The organism is Nonomuraea sp. NPDC003560 (assembly GCF_042878785.1).
In the GTDB taxonomy this organism is placed as follows: Bacteria; Actinomycetota; Actinomycetes; order Streptosporangiales; family Streptosporangiaceae; genus Nonomuraea.
Genome location: NZ_JBIAOF010000007.1, coordinates 232,689 through 257,911 on the forward strand (window position 1 = coordinate 232,689; position 25,223 = coordinate 257,911).

Below are 25,223 nucleotides of genomic sequence, written 5' to 3' on the forward strand. Positions count from 1 at the left end.
GGGCGTGGGGGACGTCCAGCGGGGCCACGTTCGGGGGGCGCGGTGCAGGCTTTCGTCATGAAGGAGATCGGCCGGGTCGGCTTCATGGACAAACCGGTGCCGCGGCCGGGGCCGCGCGACGCCGTCGTCCGCACCACCACCGCCCTCATCTGCACCTCCGACTCCCACACCGTCCAGGGCGGCATCGGGCCGCGCACCGATCTCACGCTCGGGCACGAGGGCGTCGGCGTGGTGCACGAGGTGGGCGAGGAGGTGCGCGACTTCCGGCCGGGCGACCGCGTCCTGGTGGGGGCCATCACCCCCGACTGGGGCGACCTCGCCTGCCAGGACGGCCATCCGTCGCAGTCGGGCGGCCCGCTCGGCGGGTTCAAGTTCGCCAACTCCAAGGACGGCGTCTTCGCCGAGTTCTTCCACGTCAACGAGGCCGACGCCAACATGGCGAAGATCCCCGCCGGGGTGCCGGACGAGACGGCCGTCTACTGCGCGGACATGCTCTCGACCGGGTTCATGGGCGCCGAGAACGGCGACATCCCCATCGGCGGGGCGGTCGCCGTGCTGGCCCAGGGCCCGGTGGGCCTCATGGCCACCGCGGGCGCCCGGCTGCGCGGCGCGGGCCTGGTCATCGGGGTCGAGTCGGTGCCCCGCCGCAAGCAGCTGGCCCGCGACTTCGGCGCCGACGAGGTCGTCGACTTCAGTGCCGAGGACGTCGTCGAGGGCGTGCTCCGCCTGACCGGCGGACAGGGTGTGGACACCGCCATCGAGGCGCTCGGCGCGGACGCCACCTTCCAGACCGCGATCAAAATCACCAAGCCGGGCGGGACGGTCTCCAACACCGGCTACTACGGCCAGGGCGAGTTCGTCCGCATCCCGCGCGTCGAGTGGGGCGTCGGCATGGCCGAGAAGAAGATCACGACCGGCCTGTGCCCGGGCGGGCGGCTGCGCATGGAACGCCTGCTGCGCGTCCTGGAGGGCGGCCGGGTCGATCCCACGCCGCTGACCACCCACACGTTCCCCTTCGCGGAGATGGAACGCGCCTTCGAGGTCTCGGACAAGAAGCTCGACGACGTGGTGAAGGTGATGATCACCTTCACGTGAGGACCTCGGAGGAGAACGGCGGCCATGCTCGATCTCGATCCACCCTTCCGCCCGGTGCGCCACCGGGAGGGCTACCCGGCGCTGGAGGACCTCGGGCTCATCGGTGACGGCACGACGGCGGCGCTGGTCGCCCTCGACGGTTCGATCCCGTGGTTGTGCCTGCCGCGCTTCGACAGCGACCCGCTGCTGTGCGGCCTGCTCGACCGTGAGCGCGGCGGCTGCTTCACGCTGACGGCCGACGACCTGCGCGAGGCCAGGCAGTACTACGAGCCGGACACCGCCGTGCTGGTCACCGAGCTGCGCGGCCCGTCCGGCGTGGTCCGGATCACCGACGCGCTGGCCCTGCGCGCCGGCGCCGACCTCGGCGACGACGCGGGCGGCGGACGGGGCGAGCTGGTCAGGTCCGCGGTCGCCCTGGCGGGGGACGTGCGCCTGCGGGCCGAGCTGGCGCCGCGCGGCGGCGGGCAGGCCCGGATGCTCGGCAGCGGCCTGGAGGTGCGCGCGTCCCGCCGGCCCGACCTGCGGCTGCACCTGCGCTCCAACCGGCCGCTGACCGGGCTGCGCACCGTGCACGACCTCCAGGAGGGCGAGCGCCTGGACCTGGTGCTGTCGTGGGGGCGCATCCACCGTCACCACCGGTTCGACCCCGAGGCGATGGTGCGGCAGACCGCCGACGCCTGGCGGCGCTGGATGGGCGCGTGCACCTACCAGGGGCCGCAGGAGGCGCTGGTCCGGCGTTCGGTGATCACGCTGAAGCTGTGCGACGACTGGGTGAACGGCTCGCTGGTCGCGGCGCCGACGTCCTCGTTGCCGGCGCCCGTCGGCGGGGTGCGCAATTGGGACTACCGCTACACCTGGATCCGCGACGCCGCCTACGCCGTCTTCGCGCTGCGCCGCGTCGGCTTCGCGGAGGAGGCCGACGGTTTCCTCGGCTGGGTCCTCGACGCCTTCGAGCAGAGCGGCCGGCCGCGGATCATGTACACGCTGCGCGGCGACCCCGTACCCGAGGAGGTCGTCGACGCCGACCTGGAGGGCTACCGGCGCTCGGCGCCGGTGCGGTGGGGCAACGGCGCGGCCGACCAGCGCCAGCACGACGTCTACGGCGAGGTGCTGGACTGCGCCGACCAGTGGCTGCTGCCCGGCCGCGACCTGCAGCCCGCGCTGTGGTCGGGGCTGTCGGCGCTGGCCGAGGCCGCCGCGCACAGCTGGCGGCAGCCCGACCAGGGCATCTGGGAGGTACGCAGCCAGGGCCGGGTGTTCACCTACTCGGCGGGCATGTGCCAGGTGGCGCTCGACCGGGCCGCGGCCATCGGCGAACGGCTGGGCCTGGCCGGTCCGATCGCCAGGTGGCGCGCCACCGCCGAGGAGCTGCGCCGACTGATCCTGGAGCAGGCGTGGGACGAGGACGCGCAGTGCCTGAGCGAGCACCTCGACGGCGGCGGCGGCCTGGACGCCAGCCTGCTCGCGCTGCCGCTGCGCAAGGTCGTGCCGGCCGACGACCCGCGGATGGCGGCGACCACCGCCGCCGTCGCCGAACGCCTGTCCGCCGGTGACGGCCTGCTCTACCGCTACCTGCACGACCGGTCGCCGGACGGCCTGCCCGGCGACGAGGGCGCCTTCCTGCTGTGCAGCTTCTGGCTGGTGGACAACCTCATCCTGCAAGGCCACCTGGCCCGCGCCGAGGAGCTGTACGCCTCCCTGTGCGCCCGCGCCGGCCCGCTCGGCCTGCTCCCGGAGCAGATCGACCCGGCCACGGGCGCGTTCGCGGGCAACTACCCGCAGGCGTTCAGCCACATCGGGGTGATCGCCAGCGGGGTCAACCTGGCACGGGCGGGAGCGGCCCGCACGCCCTGACCGGCTCAGGCCAGCCGATGGGCGCCCTCGGCTGGCCCGCACGCCCTGACCGGCTCAGGCCAGGCGGTGGGCGCCCTTGGCGGCGGTGGCGGCCAGGAAGCGCGGGGCCTGGAAGCCGCGCTCGGCGTAGGCGGCCGAGACCGACTCGCGCACGCCGTCCAGGCGGTCGTCCGGGACCAGGGCGATGGCCGAGCCGCCGAAGCCGCCGCCCGTCATCCTGGCGCCGCGGGCCCCGCCGCGGAAGGCGGCCTCCACGGCCACGTCGAGCTCCGGCGAGGAGACCTCGTACTGGTCGCGCAGCGACAGGTGGGAGGCGTTGAGCAGGGCGCCGATCTCGGTCACCTTGCCCGCGCGCAGCAGGCCGACCAGGGCCTCGACGCGGTGGTTCTCGGTGACGACGTGCATGACGCGCTTGCGCTCGTCGCCCTGGAGCCGGTCGAGGGCCGCGGCCAGGTCGGTGACGTCGCGCAGGGACGCCACGCCCAGCTTGCGGGCGGCGGACTCGCACTCGGCGCGGCGCTTGGCGTACTCGCCGCCGGCGTGCTCGTGGTGGACCTGGGTGTCGATGATGAGGATGCTCAGGCCCTCGGTGGCCAGGTCGAGGGGGATCTTCCTGGAGCCGAGCGAGCGGCAGTCGAGGAACAGCGCGTGGCCCTCCTCGCACAGCGCCGAGGCGGCCTGGTCCATGATCCCGCACGGCATGCCGACGAAGTCGTTCTCGGCCCGCTGGCTGAGCAGCGCGATCTCCATCGGCGTCAGGCCGAGCCCGTGGACGTCGTTCAGCGCGGAGGCGACGGCCACCTCCAGCGCGGCGCTGGAGCTGAGCCCCGCGCCCTGGGGCACGTCGCCGTCGATCGCGATGTCCGCGCCGGCGACCCGGTCGCCGAGCATGGCCAGGACGCCCACGGCGTAGCGGGCCCAGCCGGTCGCCTCCTCCCTGGCCGAAAGCTCGATCGGGCCGCCGGAGGACTGGAGGGACAGCAGCCGGACGGTCTGGTCGGCGCGCGAGGTGACGGCGGCGCTCACCCCCCACGGCACCGCGAAGGGCAGGACGAAACCGTCGTTGTAGTCGGTGTGCTCGCCGATCAGGTTGACCCGGCCGGGCGCGCGCCAGACCGTCCGGGGATCGGCACCGAAGGCGGCACGAAAAGCTTCAGCAACGCGCATAATCCAACACTCCTCAACAAAGGCCCGACCGTAGACTAGCGCCATGGAGGAGCTCCTGGATCCAGCGCTCGGCCAGGTCCGGGTGTTCCTGATGCACGACGACAACAAGCGGCGCAAGCTCAAGTACAACCTGGGCCATCGGCGGCTGCTCACCTTCGGCGGGGCGTACTCCCATCACATCAGGGCCGTGGCCCAGGCGGGAAGGCTGCACGGCATCGAGACGATCGGGGTGATCAGGGGCGAGGAGCACCTGCCGCTCAACCCCACGCTCGCCTTCGCCGCCTCCTGCGGGATGACCCTCACCTACCTCGACCGCGCCACCTACCGGCTCAAGCACACGCCCGAGGTGCAGGCCCGGCTGCGGGAGCGGTGGGGCGACGTCACGATCCTGCCCGAGGGCGGCAGCAACGCCGCGGCCGTGCGCGGCTGCGCCGAGCTGCCGCCCGAGATCGACGTCGACTACGACGTCGTCTGCTGCCCGGTCGGCACCGGCGGCACGCTGGCCGGCATCTCGGCCGGGCTGCCCGAGGGCAGGCGGGCGCTGGGCTTCGCGGTGCTCAAGGGGGCCGGCTTCCTGGCCGGCGAGGTGGCCCGGCTCCAGCGCGAGGCCTACGGCCGCACCTGGACGAACTGGTCGCTCGACCTCGACCACCACTTCGGCGGCTACGCCCGTACGACCCCCGCCCTCGACCGGTTCGCCGCCGAGCACCGGGTCGAGGGCGTCTACGTGGCCAAGATGCTCTACGGCGTCCTCGACCTGGCCCGGCGGGGGGCGTTCGCGCCGGGCACCCGCGTCGTGGCCGTGCTGACCGGTCAGCCCTCGACGTCCGTGGCCGCGTGCGGGGCGCCGACCGGCTTCGACTCGGGCGAGCCGCGCTGACGCAGGTAGACCGACAGCACCACCATCGACAACACGGCCAGCAGCTCCGACTGCCAGTTCTGCAGGCTGCGGTTCCAGAACTCGGCGGAGGTCACGTACTGGCCCCACGAGACGGGGTCGCGCAGGTCGCCGAGCCGTCCGGAGTTGTAGGCCGCCTGGCCCGCCACCGACTGGGCCAGCCACGACAGCACGAAGATGGCCCCCATCACCAGCCCGAGCGAGTTGCTGAACAGCCACAGCCGGGCGCCGCGGGCCCTGGCCCAGGCGGGGGAGTAGCTGGTGGCGTGCGCGCCGACCTGCTGCTCCTCGTCCGACTCGGCCCCGGCGTCCTCCACCTTCTTGGACTCGGGGGAGCCCTTCTGGACGAGCCAGACGGTCAGCATGATGTACAGGAAGAACTGCAGGTACTCCGACTGCCAGTTCTCGGCCACGTCCACGGCGAAGTCGGAGGAGGTCACGTACTCGGCGAACGACACCGGGTCGGCGCCCTGGACCAGCTGCACGTCGTTGAACTGCAGCATGCCCGCCACCGCCTGCCCGCCGAGCGCCAGCAGGAACATGACCAGGAAGGCCAGCGAGAGGGAGTTCTCCTTCAACCACTTCACAACCGCGCCCACCCTATGGCCAGGAACCAGGCCAGCCCCGCCGCGATGACGAGCAGGGTCAGCGTGAACATCACCCGCATCAGTCCTCCACCTCGCATTCGTAGGGCAGGTCGTGCACGGGCCGGCAGCCCGCGGCCTTGACCCGCCAGCCGTCGTCGAAGCGGTGCAGGAACAGGGTGTCGCCGGCCAGCCGCACCTGGGCCTCCTTGCCCCACACGTTCACCTCGGTGACCGCGCCGCCGGGCCCCAGCTTGAGGTCGCCCAGCGCCTGGGCACAGGTCTGGCCGCGGTCGGGCAGCTTCTCGGCGGTGGTCCGGGCCAGCAGCCCGCACGCGGCGTCCTCCTGGTGAGCCTCCAGGGCCGCGTGGAAACGCTCGGCCGCGCGGGCGGGGGACGTCGTGTCCACGGCGCAGCCGACGGCCGCCAGGAGGAGCGCCGCCACGACGAACGGAAATCTCATGAGCCTCCCGCTACCCACTGGAGCAGCGGGCATGCTGGCCGGCGGGCTACCCGAGCTGGTCGAGCACCGGCGCGACCAGCGCGTTGAGCTCGCGGACCAGCACGAGCACGGCCCGGTGGGCGCGCTGCTCGACCTCGTCGTGCGGCCCCTCGGGCTCCGGCGGGAGGTCGCCGAGCGGCACGGGCGCCTCGACGAGCAGCGTGGCGCGCAGGAACGGGATGCGGGCGAGGTCCTGCTGGCTCGGCTCGACGTACTGGCCGAAGGTCTCCTGCCAGCCCAGCCAGCCGCGGTCGCGCCACCAGGCGCGCGACCTGGTCAGCTCGGCGGGCGGCGGCGAGACGATCCGGACGCGCGCGAACAGGGTGCCGTCCCAGGTGTTGCGGTGGCAGGTGGCCTCCAGGACGCGACGGTCCCAGCGCACGTAGCCGGGGGTGAGGGCGGGCGGGGTGGCCAGCCGCCAGGCCGCGCAGGCGAACCTGACCGGCGCGATGTCGCCCCACTCGAACTCGTCGAGGTTCTTGCGCACGTGCACGGCGTAGCGCCCGTCACGGTCCCTGTCGAACTCCTGGTCGATCCAGAACGCCTTGCCCATGCCCCCTACGCTACGGCCCGGCGGCGCCTTCCCGGCGGCGTACGGGAGATCCGGCCTTGCCATCAATTACATGACCGCTTAAGCTCATCCGGTCAAACAATTGGAGGATGACGCATGGCCAGAGCGGGCAGGCCGCCGCAGGACCCCGCGCGGCAGGCCGAGCGCGCCCACCGGATCCTCGACGCCGCCGCCGAGCTGATCCTGCGCTGGGGCTACGACAAGACCACCGTCGACGACGTCGCCAGGCGCGCCGGGGTCGCCAAGGGCACGATCTACCTGCACTGGAAGACGCGTGAGGAGCTGTTCGCCGCGCTGCTGCGGCGCGAGCGGGTGCTCATGACGGACCGGGTGCGCGACAGTGCGCCCGCCACCCTCGGCGAGCTGTTCGGGAGCCTGGCCTCGGCGCTGCTGCACCGGCCGCTGCTGCACGCGGTGCTGCTCGACGACTCCGAGGTGCTCGGCAAGCTCACCCGGCTCAAGCGGCAGGGCCCGGCGGCCGGCGGCCTCGAACTCGGCGGCCCCTTCGACGCCTACCTGCGCGAGCTGGTCCGGCTGGGCGCCGTGCGCGCGGAGCCGGCCGAGCACGTCACGGTGATCGGCTCGATCTTCTACGGCTTCATGTTCCTGCCCGGCGCGCGCCCGGAGTCCGAGCGGCTGCCCGACGACCGCGTCGCCGAGCTGCTGGCCGAGACCGTCGAACGCGCGGTGGGCACCGGACGCGCGCTGCCGCCCGACGAAGCCGCCGCCGTCGCCCGGGCCACGCTCGACCTCATCGACGCCCTCGCCGACGTCGCCCGGCGCAAACTGGCGACATCCATGAGCCCGGCCAAGGAGCGCGTGCAATGAAAGCAGTCATTCCCCTCGACGACGAAGCCGCCGCCGACCTCGGCACCGCGGGCGGCAAGGGCGCCTCGCTGGCCCGGCTGGTCAGGGCGGGGCTGCCGGTGCCCGGCGGGTTCGTCGTCACGACCCGGGCGTACCGGTCGTTCGTGACGGCGTTCGGCGACGAGATCGCCTCCAGCGGCGACCCCGGCGCGCTGTTCGCCGCGCACGAGATCCCGGCCGGCCTGGCCGAGGAGATCCGGGCCGCGCACGCCGCGCTCGGCGACGACGTCGCGGTGGCCGTGCGCTCCTCGGCCACCGCCGAGGACCTGCCCGAGCTGTCGTTCGCCGGGCAGCAGGACACCTTTCTCAACGTCAGGGCCGACGGCCTGCTGGAGGCGGTCCGCCGCTGCTGGGCCTCGCTGTGGAACCCGCGCGCCGTCGCCTACCGCGAGCGCAACGGCGTCCCGCACGACGACGTGGCCCTGGCGGTGGTCGTCCAGGAGCTGGTGGACGCCGACGCGGCCGGGATCATGTTCACCGCCGACCCGGTCACCGGCGCGCGCGACGAGATCGTGGTCAACGCGTCCTGGGGGCTCGGCGAGGCCGTCGTCGGCGGGCAGGTCACGCCGGACACGATCACCCTGTCCGGCGGCCGGGTCACCGGCTCGCGGGTCGCCGACAAGACCGTCATGACCGTGCGCACCGCGAGCGGCACCCGCGAGGAGCCCGTGCCCGAGGAGCTGCGCCGCGCTCCCGTCCTCGACCCGGCGCAGGCGGTGGAGCTGGCCGCGCTCGGCGAACGCGTCCAGGCCCTGTACGGCATGCCCATGGACGTCGAGTGGGCCAGGCGCGACGGCACGTTCGCGATCCTCCAGGCCCGCCCGATCACCGGCCTGAAACCGCAGGTCGAGGAGTGGAACGACAGCCTCAAGGGCGACTACCTGTGGACCGCGGGCAACCTGGGCGAGGCCATCCCCGACGTGATGACGCCGGCGACCTGGTCGTTCGTCCGGATCTTCATCCACGAGGCCATGTCGGCCTCGGCGCTGCCCGGGTTCGACCTGGTGGGCAACATCGGCGGCCGCTTCTACATGAACCTCAGCGTCGTCCACTCCATCGCCGCGGCCCTGGGCATGCGGAGCAGGCTGGGCGCGGTCGAGCAGGTCTTCGGCAGGCTGCCGGCCGGCCTGGAGGTGCCGCTGGTGCGGCTGTCGCGCTGGGAGATCGTCCGGCGCGTCCTGCCGATGGCCGTCACCCTCCAGCGGCGGGTGCGCCGGAACATCAAGGACCTGCCGGCCTTCCTCGCCACCTCCCGGCAGCGCTGCGAGGAGCTGCGCGAACGCGTCGCCGCCACGTCCTCCGGCCCCGAGCTGGCCGACCTGTGGACGTCCGCCATCGAGCCCCACCTGGTCATCTCCAGCCGCATGCTGGAGGCCGCCGGCCGCCAGGGCGGCGCCACGCTGGTCTGGACCCGCGACCGGCTGCGCAGGCTGATGGGCGAGGCGGACGCCGAGGCCATGCTCACCGGCGTCAACGCCGACGGCGAGCTGGCCAGCCTCGGACCGGTCCTGGGCCTGGGCCGGCTGGCCAGGGGCGAGATCAGCAGGGAGGAATTCGCGCTGGCCTACGGGCACCGCGGCCCGCACGAGTTCGAGGTCTCAAGGCCCCGGCCCGGCGAGGACCCGGCCTGGATCGACGCCCAGCTCGCCGGCCTGCGCGACCTGCGGGCCGGCACCGAGGCGCTGCTGGCCCGGCAGGAGAAGGCCAGGCAGGAGGCATGGGCCCGGTTCGCCGCCCGCCACCCCGGCAAGGAGGCCCGGATGCGCGCCCGGGTACGGCGGTGGAACGCGGTCGTCCGCGACCGGGAGAGCGCCCGCTCGGAGAACATCCGGGCCTTCTGGGTGCTGCGGGCGTTCGTCGTGCGCGCCGGGGAGCTGACCGGGCACGGCGACGACCTGTTCCACCTCTACCTGGAGGAGATCCTCGACGTGCTGCGCGGCGACGCCTCGGCCCTGGCCCGGGTCCCGGTCCGGCGGGCGACCCACGACCGGTACGCCGCGCTGCCGCCGTACCCGACGGTGATCGTCGGCCGGTTCGACCCCGTCCGGTGGGCCGCCGACCCGGGCCGCCGGGCCGACGTCTACGACGCGCGCGGCTTCGACGTCCCGGTCAGCGACACCGTGACCGGGTTCCCCGGCGCGCCGGGCGTGGTCGAGGGCGTGGCCAGGGTCATCGCCGGCCCGGAGGACGGCGACCGGCTGGCGCCCGGCGAGATCCTGGTGACGACCCTGACGAACGTCGGCTGGACCCCCATGTTCCCGCGCGCGGCCGCCGTCGTCACCGACATGGGCGCGCCGCTGTCGCACGCCTCGATCGTGGCCCGCGAGCTGGGCATCCCGGCCGTGGTCGGCACCGGCAACGCCACCATGCGACTGCGCGACGGCGACCGCGTCCGCGTGGACGGCGAGCGCGGCACGGTCGAGTTGCTCCAGTGAAAAGACTGCGCCAAGTCGGCCGTCCCCCGGCGGCCGGTGTGTTCACTGGATGACCATGATCGAACAGTGGATCCTCGAAGACGAGCGCGAGCTCGAAGCGCGCTGCGCCCGCTTCCGCCTCGCCCTGCTGGGCCTCGACCGCGACGCCGCCCAGCCTGACCTCCAGGAGGCCCGGCAACCGGATGACACCACCTGAACAGCACGACCCGCCCGGCCCCCGGATGACACCACCTGAACAGCACGACCCGCCCGGCCCCCGGATGACTCCGCCCGAACGGCACGACCTGCCCGGCCCCCGGAGCGGGCCGCCCGGGTGGGAGGACCTGCCCGGTGCTCTCGTCCGGGAGGTCGAGCGGCGGCTCGGGCGGGCGGCGGCCGGCTTCGCGGAGCGGCACGGCGGCTTCACCGGCGGCGTGCGCGGCGTGCTCACGCTCGCCGGCGGCGGCCGGGTGTTCGTCAAGGCCGTGCCCGCCGGTTCGCCGCACGCGGCCGACTACCGGGCGGAGGCCGTGGTGGGCGCGGCCCTGCCGCCGGGCGTGCCCGCCCCCCGGTTCCTGTTCTCCTGCGAGGCGGCGGGGTGGGTCCTGCTCTGCTCGGAGGTCGCGCCCGGCCGCGTCCCGCACGAGCCCTGGCACGACGGCGAACTGGCCGCCGCGCTCGCCCTGCTCACCGCGTGCGCCCGCGAGCTGACCCCGTCCCCGCTGGGCGGCCTGCCCACGCTGGCCGGGCGCATGTCGGGACGCTGCGAGCTGTGGAACACCCTCGACCCGGCCCGCGCCGGAGCCTGGGAACGCGCCCGCCTGCCCCGTCTTGCCGCGGTCGAACGCCGCTGGACCGCCCTGGTCACCGGCGGCACGCTGCTGCACTTCGACCCGCGCTTCGACAACATCCTCATCGCCCGCGACGTGACCGCCCGCCTGGTGGACTGGGGACGCGCCTGCACCGGCCCGGCCTGGGCCGACCTGGTCTGCCTGCTGCTGCAGTCGGACCTCGGGCCGCGCGACCCCGAGCGCCTGCTCACCACGCACCCGCTCGGCCGCCGGGCGCCCGCCGACCAGGTGGACGCCCTCCTGGTCGTCCTCCTCGGCTACTGGACGCGCTCGGCCACCGAGCCCGCGCCGCCGGCGCTGCGCGACCGTCGCGAACGCTCCCGCCGCGCCACCCTCGCCTGGCTGCGCACCCGCTGGCCCTGACGCGCCCCCGAACCGGCGCCTGACAGAGGCCCTGGACCGGCCCCTGAGCGCCTCTGGACGGGTCAGCCGCCGACGTGGATGCCGGGCCGCCGCTGGGGCTCGGGCTCGACCTTGCGGATGATCTCGCGGACGACCGGCGCGGTGTCGCCGCGACCCAGGATGAGGTAACGCAGCAGGTGGACCATCGGCGAGCCCTCGGCCCACTCGAAGTAGCAGTGGGGCCGTACCCCGGTGCCGTCGCGCAGCGCCAGCAGCACGGCCGCGATCGCGTTGGGCGCCGCCGGGCTCTCCGCGCGCAGCACGCGGTGGCCGTCGACCTCGACGCCGCGCACCCGCAGCACGTCGCTGAAGCTGGACGGGTCGATGACGTCGATCTCCAGGAACAGCACGTCGGCCCGGCCCGGCACCGGGTTCATGGACCGCTGCTCGCTCTCCTTGGCCAGGTATTCGGCCGCGTCGCCGGGACCGCGCCGGTTGGCGATGATGTTGAGCGCGCCGTCGTGGTTCAGCGAGTCGGTGACGAACCGGCGGGCCGCCGCGTCGAACTCGATCCGGTCGGCCCGCAGCTCGGTCGTGCGCGACACCCGCGAGATCAGCGAGATCGCGACGATGCCGAGGATGAAGAACGCCGAGATGGTGATGCCGTCGGGCTTCTCCCTGATGTTCTCCACCAGCGCGTAGACCAGCACCAGAGTGAGGACGGCGAAGCCCACGACGGCCGGGGTCTGGCGGTGGCGGACGGCCGAGATGGTCACCGCCACCGCGCCGGAGACCATCATCGCCAGGATGCCGGTGGCGTACGCGCCGGCCTGGGCGTCGACGTCGGCGTTGAAGGCCAGGGTGAGCAGGACGCAGATGGCCGTGTAGACCAGCACGACGGGCCGGACGGCCTTGCCCCACTCGGGCGCCATGCCGTACGAGGGCAGGTAGCGCGGCACGATGTTGATCAGGCCCGCCATGGCCGAGGCGCCGGCGAACCAGAGGATGAGGATGGTGCTGACGTCGTAGACCGTGCCGAAGCCCTCGCCGAGCCGTTCGTGCGCCAGGTACGCCAGCGCCCGGCCGTTGGCCTGTCCGCCCGGCGCGAACTGCTCGGCCGGGATGAGCACGGTCGTGACGAAGCTGGTGGCGATCAGGTAGACGCTCATGATGAGCGCGGCCACGGTCAGCAGCTTGCGGGTGTTGCCGATGCGCGAGCGCAGCCGCTGCTCGGGGTCGTCGCCCTGGGCGGCCACGAGCGGCATCATGCTGACGCCCGTCTCGAACCCGGACAGGCCCAGCACCAGCAGCGGGAAGGCCAGCACCGCCGGGCCGACCAGCCCGGTGAAGCCGCCGCGCCCGTTGAGCAGCGCGTCCGTCCAGCGCGACAGGGTCTCCGGCTCGGCCGCCACGTCGGCGAACCCGACGGCCACGACGACCGCGTTGAGCAGCAGGAACAGCGCCACCAGCGGGATGGCGACGCCGACCGCCTCGGTGAAGCCCATGAGGAACACCCCGCCGAGCACCACCAGCAGCACCACGGTGATGATCACCGCGTGCCCGTGCAGGAAGCTCGGGAAGTACGGGTTCTCCAGGATGTGCACCGAGGCGTCGGCGGCCGACAGCGTGATCGTGATGATCCACGACGTGGCCACGAACCCCAGCAGGACCAGCACGAACAGCTTGCCCCGCCAGAACGGCAGCAGGCGTTCGAGCATGGCGACCGACCCCTGCCCGTGCGGGCTCTCCTTGGCCACCCGCCGGTACATCGGCAACATGCCCAGCAGCGTCAGCGCCACGATGAGCAGCGTGGCCAGCGGCGACAGCGCGCCGGCCGCGAGCGCGGCGATGCCGGGCAGGTAGGCCAGGGTGGAGAAGTAGTCGACGCCGGTCAGGCACATGACCTTCCACCAGGGCTGCGGCTCGCCGTGGCCCTCGGCCGACTCCGGGCCGACGGGCTGGACCTGGTGCCGCAGCAACCATCGCGCCGGTCGGCTCGAAGGCGGCCCGGTACGGCCCGCGCTCTCGACCGACTCGGGTATGGCAAGCTCACCGGTACCGCTCACCGGAACTTCCTCTCGGGGACGCCGCCAACGAACGTCCCCACCTTAGGGGGTCCGATCCCGGCGGCCCCGCCGCGGTCCTCCCTCAGAAGCCGTCCTTGCGGGAGTCGGCCGGAAGGGCGGTGGCGGCCGGGCCGTCCGGCGCGGGACCGGCCGCGCGCTCGGCCGGGTCCGGCGCGGGCACCGGCTGCACCAGCACCAGCGTCAGGTCGTCGCGCAGGTCGCCGGCGTGCTCGTCCAGCAGGTCGAGCAGGTTGGGCAGCGCGTGGTCGAGGCCGGGCGCGGCCAGGGCGTGCCGGACGTGCTGGTCGAGCGGGAACTCCATGCCGTCGGCGTCCCTGGCCTCGCTCAGGCCGTCGGTGTAGAGCAGCAGCCGCTGGGACAGGCCGAGCCCGGCGCGCCGCATCCGCGGCTCGGGGCCCAGGCCGAGCGGCGGCGAGGGCTCGGGCGGCTCCAGCGCCTCCAGGCGGTGGCCGATGCGCAGGGGAGCCGGATGGCCGCAGTTGACCAGCCGCACCTCGCCGGGCACGAACTCGGCCAGCAGGACGGTCACGAAGTCCTCCTCGCCCAGATGCGGGACGAGGTCGGCGTCGAGCGCTGTGACGAGCGTCACCAGGTCGGGCGCGTCGGGCGCGTGCCGCCGGAAGGAGGCCAGCACGACGGCGCTCAGGCGGACGGCCTCCATGCCCTTGCCCTTGACGTCGCCGACGATCAGCCGCACCCCGGAGGGCGCGACCAGCGCGTCGTGCAGGTCGCCGCCGATCAGCGCCTGGTCGGTGGCAGAACGGGTGTGGACGGCCAGGCTCATGCCGCCGAGCCGGGGCGGCAGCGGCCGGACGATCGCCTGCTGGGCCAGCTCGGCGATCTGCCGCACCCGGCACAACTCGCGCTCCTGGTCGCACTGGAACCGGTAGGCCACGGACGCCAGCCCCATCGCAGGGGCGAGGACGAGCAGCCCCGTCAGCGGGTCGAAACCGGCGCGCCCGAAGGTGACATAGAGCGCGACAACCCCTTCGACCAGCAGGAACAGCAGGAACCAGCCTCGCTGTGAACGCATGGTGTGTCTCCGGTTATCGGCTTCTTCTTTCCGGACGCGGCGAACAGGGTGAGTAGCTACTTTCTCACTTTTAGTCACGCAGTGCATCAGGTTCCGGCAAGCTGCTGTCACAACTTCATCCGATAGGTGGCGATCACGATGGCAGGTAAGTGGCAGGCGGGCAACCTTCCAGCGGAACTCACGAGCCTGATCGGCCGCGGCGCGGAGCTGGAGCAGGTGCGCAGGGCGTGCCGGCGGTCGCGGCTGGTGACCCTGACCGGGGTGGGCGGCGTCGGCAAGACCCGCCTGGCCCTGCGCGCCGCCGCCGACCTGCGGCCCGACTTCGCCGGCGGCTGCTGGCTGGTGGAGCTGTCGCCGCTGGACGACGGGACCCTGCTGCCGCACGCCATCGCCGAGGCGCTCCGGCTCACCGACCAGACCACCAGGCCCATGTCCGAGGTGCTGGCCGAGCACCTGTTCGGGCGCGAGCTGCTGCTCGTGCTCGACACCTGCGAGCACCTGGTCGGGGCGTGCGCGGCGGTCGTCGAGGGGCTGCTGGCGGCGGTGCCCGGGCTGCACGTCCTGGCCACCAGCCGCCGTCCGCTGGAGGTGGACCCCGAGCTGGTGATCGTGGTCGACCCGCTGCCGGTGCCGGCAGCGGGCGCCACCGCGCCGCTCGGCCACGACGCCGTGACCCTGCTCGTCGAGCGCGCCGCGGCGACGATGCCGACCTTCGAGATCACCGACACCAACCGCGACGACGTCGTCCGGCTGTGCCGCAGGCTCGAAGGCATCCCGCTGGCGATCGAGCTGGCCGCGGCCCGGCTGCGCGACCTGCCCCTGGGCCATCTGGCCGACCGGCTGGAGGACCGCTTCGCCACCCTGGAGGACGACCTCGCGCTCACCCAGGAGGCCGACCCGCCCTGGCACCAGGCGCTGCGCACCGCCGTCGGGTGGAGCCACGAGCTGTGCGAGCCCGCCGAGCGGCTGCTGTGGGCGCGGGTGTCGGTGTTCGCCGGCGACTTCGACGCCGAGGCGGCGCGCCGGGTGTGCGCCGACGAGCGGCTGCCCGAGGCCGACATCGGGCTGCTGCTCGACGCCCTGGCCGACGAGTCGATCCTGACCTGGCTGCCGACCGGCTCGGGCGAGCGCTACCGCATGCTGGACACGCTGCGCGAGTACGGCGCGGGCTGGCTGCGCGGCCTCGGCGAGGAGGAGGAGCTGCGCCGCCGGCACCGCGCCCACTACCAGGACCTGGCCGTGCGCGGCGCGGCCGGCTGGCTCGGCGCCGCCCAGCCCGGCTGGTACGACCGGATGGTCGGCGAGCACGACAACCTGCGCGCCGCGCTGGAGACCGCGCTCGGCGAGCGGGACGGCGCGGCCGCCCTCGACCTGGCCGGCACGCTGGCCTTCTTCTGGTACGGCTGCGGCTACGCCAAGGAGGGCCGCCACTACCTGGGCCAGGCCCTGGCGCTCGACCCGGCCCCCGGCCCCGTCCGCGCCCGCGCCCTGTGGGCCGACGGCCTGCTCGCCGCCACCCAGGGGGACGCCGCCGCGGTCGAGGCGCGGGCCGATGAGTGCGAGGCCGCCGCGGCCGACGACGACGCCTTCGCCGCGCTGTGCGTCAAGGCGCTGCGCTCGTCGGCCGGCGTGATCCGCGGCGACCTGGAGCAGGCCATGGCGGAGTCGGAGCCGGCGTACGCGATGCGCTGGAGCGGCGACGAGCTGACGATCGCCGGGCTGCTGGCGCTGATGTGCCGGGCGGTCGCGCACACCGTCGCCGGCCGGATCGAGGAGGCGATCTCGGTGCTGGAGGACCTGCGCGCCCTGTGCGACCAGCAGGGCGAGCAGGCCATGCGCTCCCACGGCGACCTGCTGCGCGGCCAGGCCGAGCTGGCCCGCGGGCGGGTGGCGGCGGCCGTCGCCTACGGGCAGGCGGCGTTGCGCACCAAGCGGCGGCTGCACGACGACTTCGGCATCGGGCTGACCGTCGACCTGCTGGCGCTCGGCGCGGGGGCCGCGGGCCGGCCCGAGCGGGCGGCCCGGCTGCTGGGGCTGGCGCAGCGGATCTGGAGCAGCCACGGTCAGGCGCAGGCCAGCGTCCCGGCCTGGGTGGCGGCCCGGCAGGAGTGCGAGCGGCAGGCGCGCGAGGCCCTGGGCGACGACGCGTACGGGTCGGCGTTCCGCGCCGGGTACGACGGCGAGGTCGACGCCGGGATCGCGTACGCGCTGGAACCCGAGGGGGAGGGGCTGCCGAACGTGTGAGACCACCGATCCTGGGGCTCCGACGTGGCGGAGGAGGCAGATGTTGCCTGCCTGGCGGTGACAACCTCACCCCTTGGATCCATCGGCGTTACCACGGAGAGTAGGGAGACATCCGTACATGGGAGGCTGCATTGGACACCGCGCCACTTCCGTTCCCGGTTCCCGGCGAGCGGACGTCCGACACGATCCGCCGCCTGCGGGACGAGCACGGACCGGTCCTGCCCGTCCTGCTGCCGGGGGAGGTGAACGGCTGGCTGGTGACCTCCTACGAGGCGACGGACGAGGTGCTGGCCAACGACGAGGCGCTCTACAGCAAGGACGCCAGGAACTTCACCGGCCTTCATGACGGCACCGTCCCCGCCGACTGGCCGCTGCGCCAGGTCATCGAGGGCGACCACCTGCTGACCAAGGACGGCGCCGACCACCGGCGGCTGCGCAGCCTCATCAACCGCGCCTTCACCCCGGCCCGGGTGGCCGCCCTCGCGCCGCGCGTCCAGGAGATGACCGACGAGCTGCTCGACCGCATGGCCGAGCGGGACGGCGAGGTCGATCTCGTGCCCGCCTTCACCGAGCCGCTGCCGGTCGCCGTCATCTGCGAGCTGTTCGGCGTCCCGCAGGAGGAGCGGGCGCAGATCCGCGAGTGGACGGGGGTGATGTTGTCGCACGCCGCCGCCCCCGACGAGGTGAACGCGGCGGCCGGGTCGCTGCTCGGCTACCTGGCGGCCTTCATCGCGCGCCGCCGCCGCGATCCGGCCGACGACCTGACCACCGGCCTGATCCGCGCCAACGAGGACGACGGCGGCCGCCTGTCCGACAACGAGCTGCTGTGGATCCTCTGGGTCGTGCTCGTCGCCGGCCACGAGACGACCGTGCACCTGATCGCCAAGGCGGTCGTGGCCCTGTGCGCCGACCCCGCCCAGCTCGACCGCGCCCGTACGGAGGACGCGTGGGAGCAGGTGGTGGAGGAGGCGCTGCGCAGCCGCAACTCGGTCGTCGGCCTGGTCTTCCGCTACGCGCTCAAGGACGTCACGGTCGCCGGCACCACCATCCCGGCGGGCCGGCCCATCATCGTCGGGCTCACCGGCGCGGGCACCGACCCGGCCCGCTACGGCCCGGACGCCGGCCGCTTCGACCTGGGCAAGGCCAAGGAGGGACATCTCGGCTTCGGCCGGGGCCCGCACTTCTGCCTGGGGGCGCCGCTGGCCCGGCTGGAGGCCAGGATCGCGCTGTCGTCGCTGTTCGGCAGGTTCCCGGGGCTGCGGCTGGCGGTCCGCCCCGAGGAGATCGCCTACACGGCGTCGATCATCACCGAGGGGCCGCTGGCGGTGCCCGTACTGCTGCGCTGATTCTGCCTGTCGCACCAGCTTTCCGTAATTCGGAACGGGGCGGCCGGGTCGAGGATGACGTCCACGACCCGGCCGCTCCGGGCTTACCGGGTGCGGCGACGCCGCCGCACTTCCCCTGGCCTCTTGACATGATCTTCACTGCAGTGGTCTCCTAGCGCCAGTTCGGAATAGCATTCCTTATGGCGGAACACGAACAGGACGGGGCATCAATGGAACGCGCGCATTCGACCGCCGGCCGGCCCTCGTGAGGGCTCTCGTCTTCACCGCCCCCGGCGTCGTGGAGCAGCGGGACGTGCCCGAGCCCGTGGCCGGGCCGGACGAGGTGCTGGTGCACGTGGTGGCCTCCGGCATCTGCGGCAGTGAGCTGCACGGCGTGCGGACCCCCGGGTTCCGGGTGCCGCCGCTGGTCATGGGGCACGAGTTCGCCGGGCGCACCGACGACGGGCGGCCGGTGACGGTCAACCCGATCCTGTCGTGCGGCGCGTGCGACGTGTGCCTGCTCGGCCGGCCCAACGTGTGCAGGAAGCGGCAGATCATCGGCGTGCACCGGCCGGGCGCCTTCGCCGAGCGCGTCGCGGTGCCGGCCGGGGCTGTGGTGCCGCTGCCCGACGGGCTCGGCTGGACCGCGGCCGGCGTGGTGGAGCCGGCCGCGAACGCCGTGCACGCCTGGGGGCTGGCCGGGCGGCCGGCCGGGGCGCGCGTGGGCGTGCTCGGCGCCGGTGCCATCGGCCTGACCTGCCTGCTCACCGCCCTGTCCGGTGGCGCGGCCGGCGTGGACGTGGCCGACCGCTCGCCCGAGCGGCTGGCCGTCGCCGCGGCGCTCGGCGGCGTGGCGGCGGGCGCCGAGCTGACCGGCGAGTACGACGTGATCTTCGACGCGGTCGGCGCCGCCGCCACCCACGAGCAGTCCCTGTCCCGGCTGCGCCCCGGCGGCGTGGCCGTCTGGCTCGGCCTGGCCGACCACGTCGCCGGGTACGACGCCGCCGACCTGGTGCGCGGCGAGAAGCGCGTGCTGGGCTCGTTCGCCTACGACGCGGCCGACTTCGCCGCGGCCGTCGGCCTGGTCGGCCGCTGGGACCTGAGCTGGGTCCGGACCTTCCCCCTGGAAGAGGGCGCCGAGGTCTTCACCCGGCTGATGAACGGCCAGGCCACCCCCGTCAAAGCCCTGCTGACCCCGGAATCGAGGTAACCCATGGCCCGCATCGTCCTGGTGGGCGCCGGCAGCATCACGTTCGCCAAGAACCTCCTCTCGGACATCCTGACATTTCCGGAATTGTCGGAGTCCACGATCGTGCTCCACGACATCGACAGGGCCCGGCTCGACACCGCCGCGGCGATGGCCCGCTGGATGGTCGCCGAGCTGGGCATCGGCGCCCGGATCGAGGCGTACGCCGACCGCCGGCCCGCCGTCGAGGGCGCCGACTACGTGATCAACGAGATCGCGGTGGGCGGCCTGGAGGCGGTCAGGCGCGACCTGGAGATCCCCGCCGCGTACGGCGTGCGGCAGACGATCGGCGACACCCTGGGCATCGGCGGCATCTTCCGCGCCCTGCGCACGATCCCCGTCATGGTCGGCATCGGCGACGACCTGGCCGAGCTCGCCCCCGACTCGGTGCTGTTCAGCTACACCAACCCGATGTCGATGATCCCCTGGTCGGTCTACGCCGGCACCCCGTTCAAGAACGTCGTGGGCGTCTGCCACGCCGCCCGCGACACGCAGAGCACGCTGGCCGCCATGGTCGGCGTCCCGGAGGAGGAGATCTCCTTCCTCACCGCGGGCGTCAACCACCAGGCGTTCGTGCTGCGCTTCGAGCGCGACGGCGAGAACCTCTACCGGCGGCTCGACGAGCTGATCGACCGGGACCCCGAGCTGCGGCGGCGGGTGCGCGTGGAGGTCTACCGCAACTTCGGCTACTTCCCGACCGAGTCCTCCGAGCACGGCTCGGAGTACCTGCCGTGGTTCCTGCCGCACGCCGAGGAGGTCGAGCGGTACCGCATCCCGATCAACGTCTACCTGGAGTGGCTGGCCGAGGGCTACGAGGAGTACGAGCAGTACAAGAGCTCGCTGGAGGCCGGCCGGGGCGTGCCGATCGAACGCGGCGACGAGCTGGCCTCGCTGGCCGTCCACTCGATGGAGACCGGCACCCGCAGGCTGATCCACGGCAACGTGCGCAACGGCGGCCTGATCTCCAACCTGCCGCCGGAGGCCACCGTCGAGGTGCCCTGCCACGTCGACCGGTCCGGCGTGCGGCCGCTGCCCGTCGGCGAGCTGCCCGCCCAGGTCGCCGCACTCAACCGGGCCTTCCTCAGCGTCGGCGAGCTGACCGTCAAGGCGGCCCTGGAAGGGCGGCGCGACCACGTCTACCAGGCCGCGCTGCTCGACCCCAACACCGCCGCCACCCTGCCGGTCCGCAAGGTCCGCGAGCTGGTGGACGCCCTCATCGAGGCCCACGGCGACCTGCTGCCCGAAGGCATCAGGAAGTGACCCTGTCGTCCGACGCCGGCCTGCCGCTGTCCCGCTACCGCCCGGTGTCGCAGCTCCGGGTGGCCGTGCACGAGGTCGACCGGGCCCGGCTGCCCGTCGTGGACGCCCACATCCACCTCGGCCGCTGGCTGACCGAGGACGGCGGCTGGATGGTCGAGGACGTCCCCGCCCTGATCGGCATGATGGACGAGCTCAACCTGCGCGGCATGGTCAACCTCGACGGCCGCTGGGGCCGGGAGCTGGCCGAGAACCTCGAACGCTACGACGCCGCCCATCCGGGCCGGTTCGCCACGTTCTGCCACGTCGACTGGTCCGAGACCGCGACGCCCGGCTTCGGCGAGCGGCTGGCCGCCCAGCTGCGCCGCTCGGTCGCCGAGGGCGCGGCCGGGCTGAAGGTGTGGAAGGACGTCGGGCTGCGGATCCGCGACCACCGGGGCGAGCTGGTCATGCTCGACGACCCCCGGCTGGACCCGCTGTGGGCCGCCGTGGGGGAGGCGGGCGTGCCCATCGCCCTGCACACCGCCGACCCGGTCGCCTTCTTCCAGCCCGTGGACGAGCGCAACGAACGCCTCGAACTGCTGGCCGCCCGGCCGGACTGGAACTTCTCCGGGCCGGGGTTCCCGCCGTTCGAGCGGCTCATGGAGGCCATGGAGTCGATGGTGGCCCGGCATCCGGCCACGACCGTGATCGGGGTGCACGCCGGGTGCTGGCCGGAGAACCTGCGGTTCGCCGGCCGGATGCTGGACGCGTACCCGAACTTCCACATCGACATCGCGGCGCGCGTCGCCGAGCTGGGACGCCAGCCGCGCGCCGCGCGGGCGCTCATGCTCCGCCACCCCGGCCGGGTGCTGTTCGGCACCGACGAGATCCCGCCGCACCCGGACGTCTACCGGATCCACTTCCGGTTCATGGAGACCGACGACGAGGCGTTCGCGCACTCCCTCGACGACCCGCCGCTGATGGGCCGGTGGACGATCTCCGGGCTCGACCTGCCCGACGACGTCCTGGAGCGGGTGTACGCGGGCAACGCGCTGCGGCTCGTGCCGCGGCTGGCCTGACCGCTCAGGGCGCGGCCACGCCGCCGTCCGGGGCGGGGCCGGACTCGGGGTCGAGGGCGAGGGCGAGGTCGAGGGCGAGGTCGAGGGCGGCCAGGCGGGCCGGGTCGGAGACGATGTCGATCTCCGTGATGCGCTCGCCGTCCGTCGTGACGCGCAGCACCAGGAACAGCCGGCCGCCGCGCAGCACGCCGATGCCCGGCCTGCCGTCGACGAGCACGAGGTCGGCGAAGCGCGCGCCGCCGGAGTCGGTGAGCGTGCCCTGGGCCACCGGACGGGCGCCGCGCCGCTCGCCGCCCGACCCCGGCACGTCCGACCGGTGCAGCACGTCGGGGTCGAGGACCGCGAGCAGGGCGTCCAGGTCGCCGGCGCGGGCCGCGGCGAGGAAGGCGGCCACGAGCCTGCGCTGCCTGGCGTGGTCGGCGGCGGGCAGGACGGGCGTGCCGTGCACCCGCTGCCGCGCCCGGCTGGCCAGCTTCTTGGCCGTGGCGGGGGAGCGGGCCACGATCTGCGCGATCTCCCCGAACGGCACCGCGAACAGGTCGTGCAGCACGAACGCGACCCGCTCGGCCGGGCTCAGCGTGTCGAGGACCACCAGCAGGGCGAGCCCGACCGAGTCGGCCAGCACCGCCGCGTCGGCCGGATCGCCGTCATGGACGCTCACCTGGTCGAACCGCTCGCCCTCGACGAGCTGCTCGTCCCTGCGTCCGCGGGCGCGCAGCATGTCGAGGCAGACCCGGCCGACGATCGTGGTCAGCCAGCCGGGCACGTTCGCGACCCCGTCCGTGCCGGCGCGGGCGGCCCGCAGCCAGGTCTCCTGGACGGCGTCGTCGGCCTCGTCGGCCGAGCCGAGCATGCGGTGCGCCACCGCCCGCAGGTGGCTCCTGGTCAGGTCGAAGTGGCCGGCCAGGTCGGCTTGCGCGTTCATCGGTCACCTTTCGTCGCGCCGGGTCGTCATACAGGCGGCTGGGCGACGACGGGGGGCGACCATGGCGGCATCCTAAGCCCGTCAGGACATGGTGAGGGGCCCCGGCGCACGAGCGCGCCGGGGCCCGCCGGCATGTCCCCGGGGCGATCTTTCCGGCGGTCGGTCACCTTTCCCGGGCTCGCGTCGTCAAGGAGGTGAGTCTTCATGAAGGAGTGGACGATGACGTACGACAAGCTGCGCACCGCGGTCGAGGGACGCGTGTGGCTGCCCGGCGACGAGGGTTTCGAGGCGGCGGCCAGGGCGTGGAACCTGACCGTGGCCCAGCCGGTGGCCGCCGTGGTCGAGGCGGCCGACGCCGCCGACGTGGCCGCCCTGGTCCGCCATGCCCGCGAGGAGGGGCTGACCGTCTCCGCCCAGCCGCGCGGCCACGGCGCGAGCGGCACCGCCGACGGCGTGATCCTGCTGCGCACCAACCGGCTGGACGAGCTGGAGATCCACCCGGCCGAGCGGCGCGCCCGCGCGGGGGCAGGCGTGACCTGGGGCGCGGTGCAGGCCGAGGCGGGCAGGCACGGCCTGACCGGGCTCGCCGGCAGCAACCCCGCCGTCACCGTCACCGGCTACACCCTCGGCGGCGGCCTGAGCTGGTTCGGCCGCAGGTACGGCTGGGCGGCCGACAGCGTGCGCGCCTTCGACGTCGTGGACGCCGAGGGCCGGCCCGCGCGGGTGACCGGGGAGAGCGACCCCGACCTGTTCTGGGCGCTGCGCGGCGGCGGCGGCGACTTCGCGCTGGTCACCGCCGTCGAGTTCGACCTGTACGCCGAGCGCGCCCTGTACGGCGGCCGCCTCATGTGGCCCGGCGCGAAGGAGGCCGAGGTGTTCGCGGCCTTCCGCGAGCTGACCGCCGACGCGCCGCCCGAGCTGTCGTTGTGGGTGAACCGGGTCCAGTTCCCCAAGGCGCCCCCGATGGTGACCGTGGACCTGGCCCACCTGGGCGAGGCGGCCGAGGCCGAGGACCTGCTGGGCCGGCTCGCCAAGATCGACGGCGTGCTGAGCGACACCCGGTCCGCCATGGCCACGGCCGACCTCGGCGCGATCACCGCCGAGCCGACCGACCCGGCGCCCGCGGTGGCCCGCACCGAGCTGCTGACCGGGCTGGACGCCGGCGCCGTGGAGATCCTGCTGGCCGAGCCGGTCGGTCCGCTGGTCGCCATGCAGGTCAGGCACCTGGGCGGGGCGCTGACCCGGCCGGGCGGCGGCGCCGGGGGAGCGCTGGCCGAGCCGTACCTGCTCTACCTGCTCGGGGCCGGGATCAGCCCCGAGCTGGGCCAGGCCGTACGGGCCAAGCAGGACGCGGTCGTCGCCGCCCTGGGCGACCGGGTGAGCGGGCGCAAGCCGTACACGTTCCTGTCGCCGGGCGAGCGGGCGGCTCAGGCGTTCCCCGAGCCGGCGCTCGCCCGGCTGCGCGAGATCAAGCGGTCGCGCGACCCACAGGGCGTGTTCCGCGCCAACTACCCGGTGCTGGACTGATCACCAGTTGGCGGGCAGGCCCGGCGTCGTGGCGGGCAGGGCGTGGCCGGGCGGGCGGATGACGTAGGCGACGCCGCCGCTGCTCGAACTGCGCAGCCACACGTTCTCGAAGTCGGCGCGCGGATAGACGTGGCGGACGGCGTCGTTGCTGGGCGAGGCCGGGTCGTTGGCGATCACGTCGCCCGTCGCGGTGAAGCCGACGATCACCATGAGGTGGCCGTCGGTGCCGTAACCGGCGCCGGGCAGCTCGCCCTTCTTGAACGACTGCGAGGTGATCACCGGGATGCCCGCCTTGATCAGCCGCTCCAGCTCGGTCAGGGTGCGCAGGCGGGTGACGAAGCCGTCCAGGCCGTAGCGGCCGGCGTAGGCGGTGTTGAACGGCCAGTTGCCGGCGCCCTGGTAGGCGTGGTCGTAGGTGTACCGGGCCGCGTGGTCCACCTCGGGGTTCGGGTCGGACGGGTCCACCCAGGAGGTGTCCTGCGCGCTCGGCCACGTGTCCCAGTAGCCGAGCACCATCGTGGTCGAGGTCGGGCTGCACCACGCCTCGCCGCCGCCGTCCCACTCGGGGTAGTGGCCCGCGTGCACGTTCTGGGAGCGGCGCGGGACGTTCAGCTCGACGCCCCACGCCCCGCCGCCGGGGCTGACCGGGACGGTCTTGCGGTCGGGCACGTTCGAGGCCATCGCGCCGAACGTGCGCACCCGGGGCGTCACGGCCGAGCCCGGACTGCGGTAGAGGGTCAGGCGGAGCTGGTACGCCGACAGCTGCCGCCCGGACGCCGCCACCAGCGTGTCCACGGCGACGGACGCGTCCGCGTCGCCCTGGCCGGCCACGGAGGTGCGCAGGATGTCGCCCTCCGCGTAGGACCAGCGGCCGAGGACGTACCACTTGCTCAGCCCGGCGGTGTTCCTGGCCCTGGCCTCGACCTGCAGCCAGCTTCCCTGGGGCACGTCGGCCGTCCAGGAGGCGATCAGCTGGGTGGCGGGGAAGCCGACCGTGCGCTCGGGGCCGGTCCAGCGGGCGTACTCCCACGTCCTGGTGCCCAGGGCGTCGGTGTAGGAGGTGGTGCCGGCGGCCGAGGCGAACGACAGCCCGTCGGCGGCGGACGTGCCCTCGCCGGTGCCGGTGGCGAAGTCGGCCCGCTGGTAGACGACGTCGGGCACGACGGGGCCCGGCTTCGTCCCGGCGGCGTCCTTCCCGGCGACGGCGGCGACGGCGGGCGGTTGGAGGGTGGTGGCCAGCAGGAGTCCGGACAGGAGGACGGTCAGCGCGCGCATGAACCCACCTTGCTCGGAAGGCTTCGGATGGGCCCGACAGTAGGGACATCCGGCGGGCAAAGCATCGGGAAATCTACGTATGGGCCATGAAGCTTTCC

At 73.9% G+C, this 25,223-nt stretch carries 21 protein-coding genes; 13 read left to right on the plus strand and 8 right to left on the minus strand.

The window, feature by feature from the left end:
• The first annotated feature begins 57 nt into the window (after positions 1–57).
• The gene (locus ACFYUV_RS27660; protein WP_387672663.1) at positions 58–1,095 is read left to right on the plus strand and encodes an NAD(P)-dependent alcohol dehydrogenase; all 1,038 of its coding nucleotides are present in this window, start codon (positions 58–60) and stop codon (positions 1,093–1,095) included.
• 24 nt (positions 1,096–1,119) lie between these two features.
• Complete coding sequence (locus tag ACFYUV_RS27665) at positions 1,120–2,949, plus strand: glycoside hydrolase family 15 protein (protein WP_387672666.1); 1,830 nt, start codon at positions 1,120–1,122, stop codon at positions 2,947–2,949.
• Positions 2,950–3,003: 54 nt separating this feature from the next.
• On the opposite strand, the gene galK is transcribed toward ACFYUV_RS27665, so the two are convergent.
• Positions 3,004–4,116 carry a galactokinase gene (gene galK / locus ACFYUV_RS27670; protein ID WP_387672669.1) on the minus strand — a complete coding sequence of 371 codons (1,113 nt, stop codon included), beginning with the start codon at positions 4,114–4,116 and terminating at the stop codon, positions 3,004–3,006.
• A 43-nt stretch (positions 4,117–4,159) separates the two neighbouring features.
• On the opposite strand from galK, the gene ACFYUV_RS27675 reads away from it, so the two are divergent.
• Positions 4,160–4,996: a 1-aminocyclopropane-1-carboxylate deaminase/D-cysteine desulfhydrase gene (locus ACFYUV_RS27675; protein ID WP_387672672.1), complete on the plus strand. Its 837-nt coding sequence runs from the start codon at positions 4,160–4,162 to the stop codon at positions 4,994–4,996.
• Here the strand turns inward: ACFYUV_RS27675 and ACFYUV_RS27680 are convergent.
• The 3 genes from ACFYUV_RS27680 to ACFYUV_RS27690 form a co-directional block, all read right to left on the minus strand.
• Entirely contained in the window at positions 4,930–5,601 is a 672-nt protein-coding gene (locus tag ACFYUV_RS27680; protein WP_387672675.1) for a DUF6766 family protein, read from the minus strand. The two genes, ACFYUV_RS27675 and ACFYUV_RS27680, sit on opposite strands and share 67 nt — an antisense overlap.
• 79 nt (positions 5,602–5,680) lie before the next feature.
• Entirely contained in the window at positions 5,681–6,061 is a 381-nt protein-coding gene (locus tag ACFYUV_RS27685; RefSeq protein WP_387672678.1) for a hypothetical protein, read from the minus strand.
• Positions 6,062–6,107: 46 nt separating this feature from the next.
• Positions 6,108–6,653, minus strand: a complete 546-nt coding sequence (locus tag ACFYUV_RS27690) for a hypothetical protein (protein ID WP_357979448.1) — start codon at positions 6,651–6,653, stop codon at positions 6,108–6,110.
• 114 nt (positions 6,654–6,767) lie between these two features.
• Here ACFYUV_RS27690 and ACFYUV_RS27695 point away from each other — a divergent pair, with 114 nt between their 5' ends.
• The 4 genes from ACFYUV_RS27695 to ACFYUV_RS27710 are packed head-to-tail and all read left to right on the plus strand — an operon-like array spanning position 6,768 to position 11,166.
• On the plus strand, positions 6,768–7,499 hold the full coding sequence (locus ACFYUV_RS27695; protein WP_387672681.1) for a TetR/AcrR family transcriptional regulator: 732 nt from the start codon (positions 6,768–6,770) through the stop codon (positions 7,497–7,499).
• Positions 7,496–9,973 (plus strand): PEP/pyruvate-binding domain-containing protein, encoded by a 2,478-nt coding sequence (locus tag ACFYUV_RS27700; RefSeq protein WP_387672684.1) that lies wholly within the window; start codon positions 7,496–7,498, stop codon positions 9,971–9,973. Before ACFYUV_RS27695 ends, ACFYUV_RS27700 begins: the two co-directional genes overlap by 4 nt.
• Positions 9,974–10,022: 49 nt before the next feature.
• Positions 10,023–10,169, plus strand: coding sequence for a hypothetical protein (locus ACFYUV_RS27705; RefSeq protein WP_387672686.1), 147 nt, complete (start codon positions 10,023–10,025; stop codon positions 10,167–10,169).
• The gene (locus ACFYUV_RS27710) at positions 10,156–11,166 is read left to right on the plus strand and encodes a phosphotransferase family protein (protein WP_387672688.1); all 1,011 of its coding nucleotides are present in this window, start codon (positions 10,156–10,158) and stop codon (positions 11,164–11,166) included. The genes ACFYUV_RS27705 and ACFYUV_RS27710 overlap by 14 nt, the downstream gene beginning before the upstream one ends.
• A 62-nt stretch (positions 11,167–11,228) precedes the next feature.
• Here ACFYUV_RS27710 and ACFYUV_RS27715 read toward each other — a convergent pair whose 3' ends face one another.
• Complete coding sequence (locus ACFYUV_RS27715; protein WP_387672691.1) at positions 11,229–13,211, minus strand: amino acid transporter; 1,983 nt, start codon at positions 13,209–13,211, stop codon at positions 11,229–11,231.
• Between the two features lie 82 nt (positions 13,212–13,293).
• Positions 13,294–14,265 (minus strand): PP2C family protein-serine/threonine phosphatase, encoded by a 972-nt coding sequence (locus ACFYUV_RS27720; protein ID WP_387672694.1) that lies wholly within the window; start codon positions 14,263–14,265, stop codon positions 13,294–13,296.
• Positions 14,266–14,403: 138 nt separating this feature from the next.
• Between ACFYUV_RS27720 and ACFYUV_RS27725 the strand changes: the two genes are divergently transcribed.
• From ACFYUV_RS27725 to ACFYUV_RS27745, 5 genes are all read left to right on the plus strand, one after another.
• On the plus strand, positions 14,404–16,509 hold the full coding sequence (locus ACFYUV_RS27725) for an ATP-binding protein (protein WP_387672697.1): 2,106 nt from the start codon (positions 14,404–14,406) through the stop codon (positions 16,507–16,509).
• A 131-nt stretch (positions 16,510–16,640) separates the two neighbouring features.
• Complete coding sequence (locus ACFYUV_RS27730) at positions 16,641–17,855, plus strand: cytochrome P450 (protein WP_387672700.1); 1,215 nt, start codon at positions 16,641–16,643, stop codon at positions 17,853–17,855.
• A gap of 244 nt (positions 17,856–18,099) precedes the next feature.
• Positions 18,100–19,044 carry an alcohol dehydrogenase catalytic domain-containing protein gene (locus tag ACFYUV_RS27735; protein WP_387672703.1) on the plus strand — a complete coding sequence of 315 codons (945 nt, stop codon included), beginning with the start codon at positions 18,100–18,102 and terminating at the stop codon, positions 19,042–19,044.
• A 3-nt stretch (positions 19,045–19,047) separates the two neighbouring features.
• Positions 19,048–20,340 carry an alpha-galactosidase gene (gene melA, locus ACFYUV_RS27740; protein WP_387672706.1) on the plus strand — a complete coding sequence of 431 codons (1,293 nt, stop codon included), beginning with the start codon at positions 19,048–19,050 and terminating at the stop codon, positions 20,338–20,340.
• Positions 20,337–21,398 carry an amidohydrolase family protein gene (locus ACFYUV_RS27745; RefSeq protein ID WP_387672708.1) on the plus strand — a complete coding sequence of 354 codons (1,062 nt, stop codon included), beginning with the start codon at positions 20,337–20,339 and terminating at the stop codon, positions 21,396–21,398. Before melA ends, ACFYUV_RS27745 begins: the two co-directional genes overlap by 4 nt.
• A 4-nt stretch (positions 21,399–21,402) precedes the next feature.
• Here the strand turns inward: ACFYUV_RS27745 and ACFYUV_RS27750 are convergent, their stop codons facing one another.
• Positions 21,403–22,323 (minus strand): sigma-70 family RNA polymerase sigma factor, encoded by a 921-nt coding sequence (locus ACFYUV_RS27750; RefSeq protein WP_387672711.1) that lies wholly within the window; start codon positions 22,321–22,323, stop codon positions 21,403–21,405.
• A gap of 204 nt (positions 22,324–22,527) precedes the next feature.
• On the opposite strand from ACFYUV_RS27750, the gene ACFYUV_RS27755 reads away from it, so the two are divergent.
• A complete protein-coding gene (locus ACFYUV_RS27755; protein ID WP_387672714.1) occupies positions 22,528–23,850 on the plus strand; it encodes an FAD-binding oxidoreductase in 1,323 nt (440 codons plus the stop codon).
• Here the strand turns inward: ACFYUV_RS27755 and ACFYUV_RS27760 are convergent, their stop codons facing one another.
• Entirely contained in the window at positions 23,851–25,125 is a 1,275-nt protein-coding gene (locus ACFYUV_RS27760) for a C39 family peptidase (protein WP_387672717.1), read from the minus strand.
• Positions 25,126–25,223 lie beyond the last annotated feature (98 nt).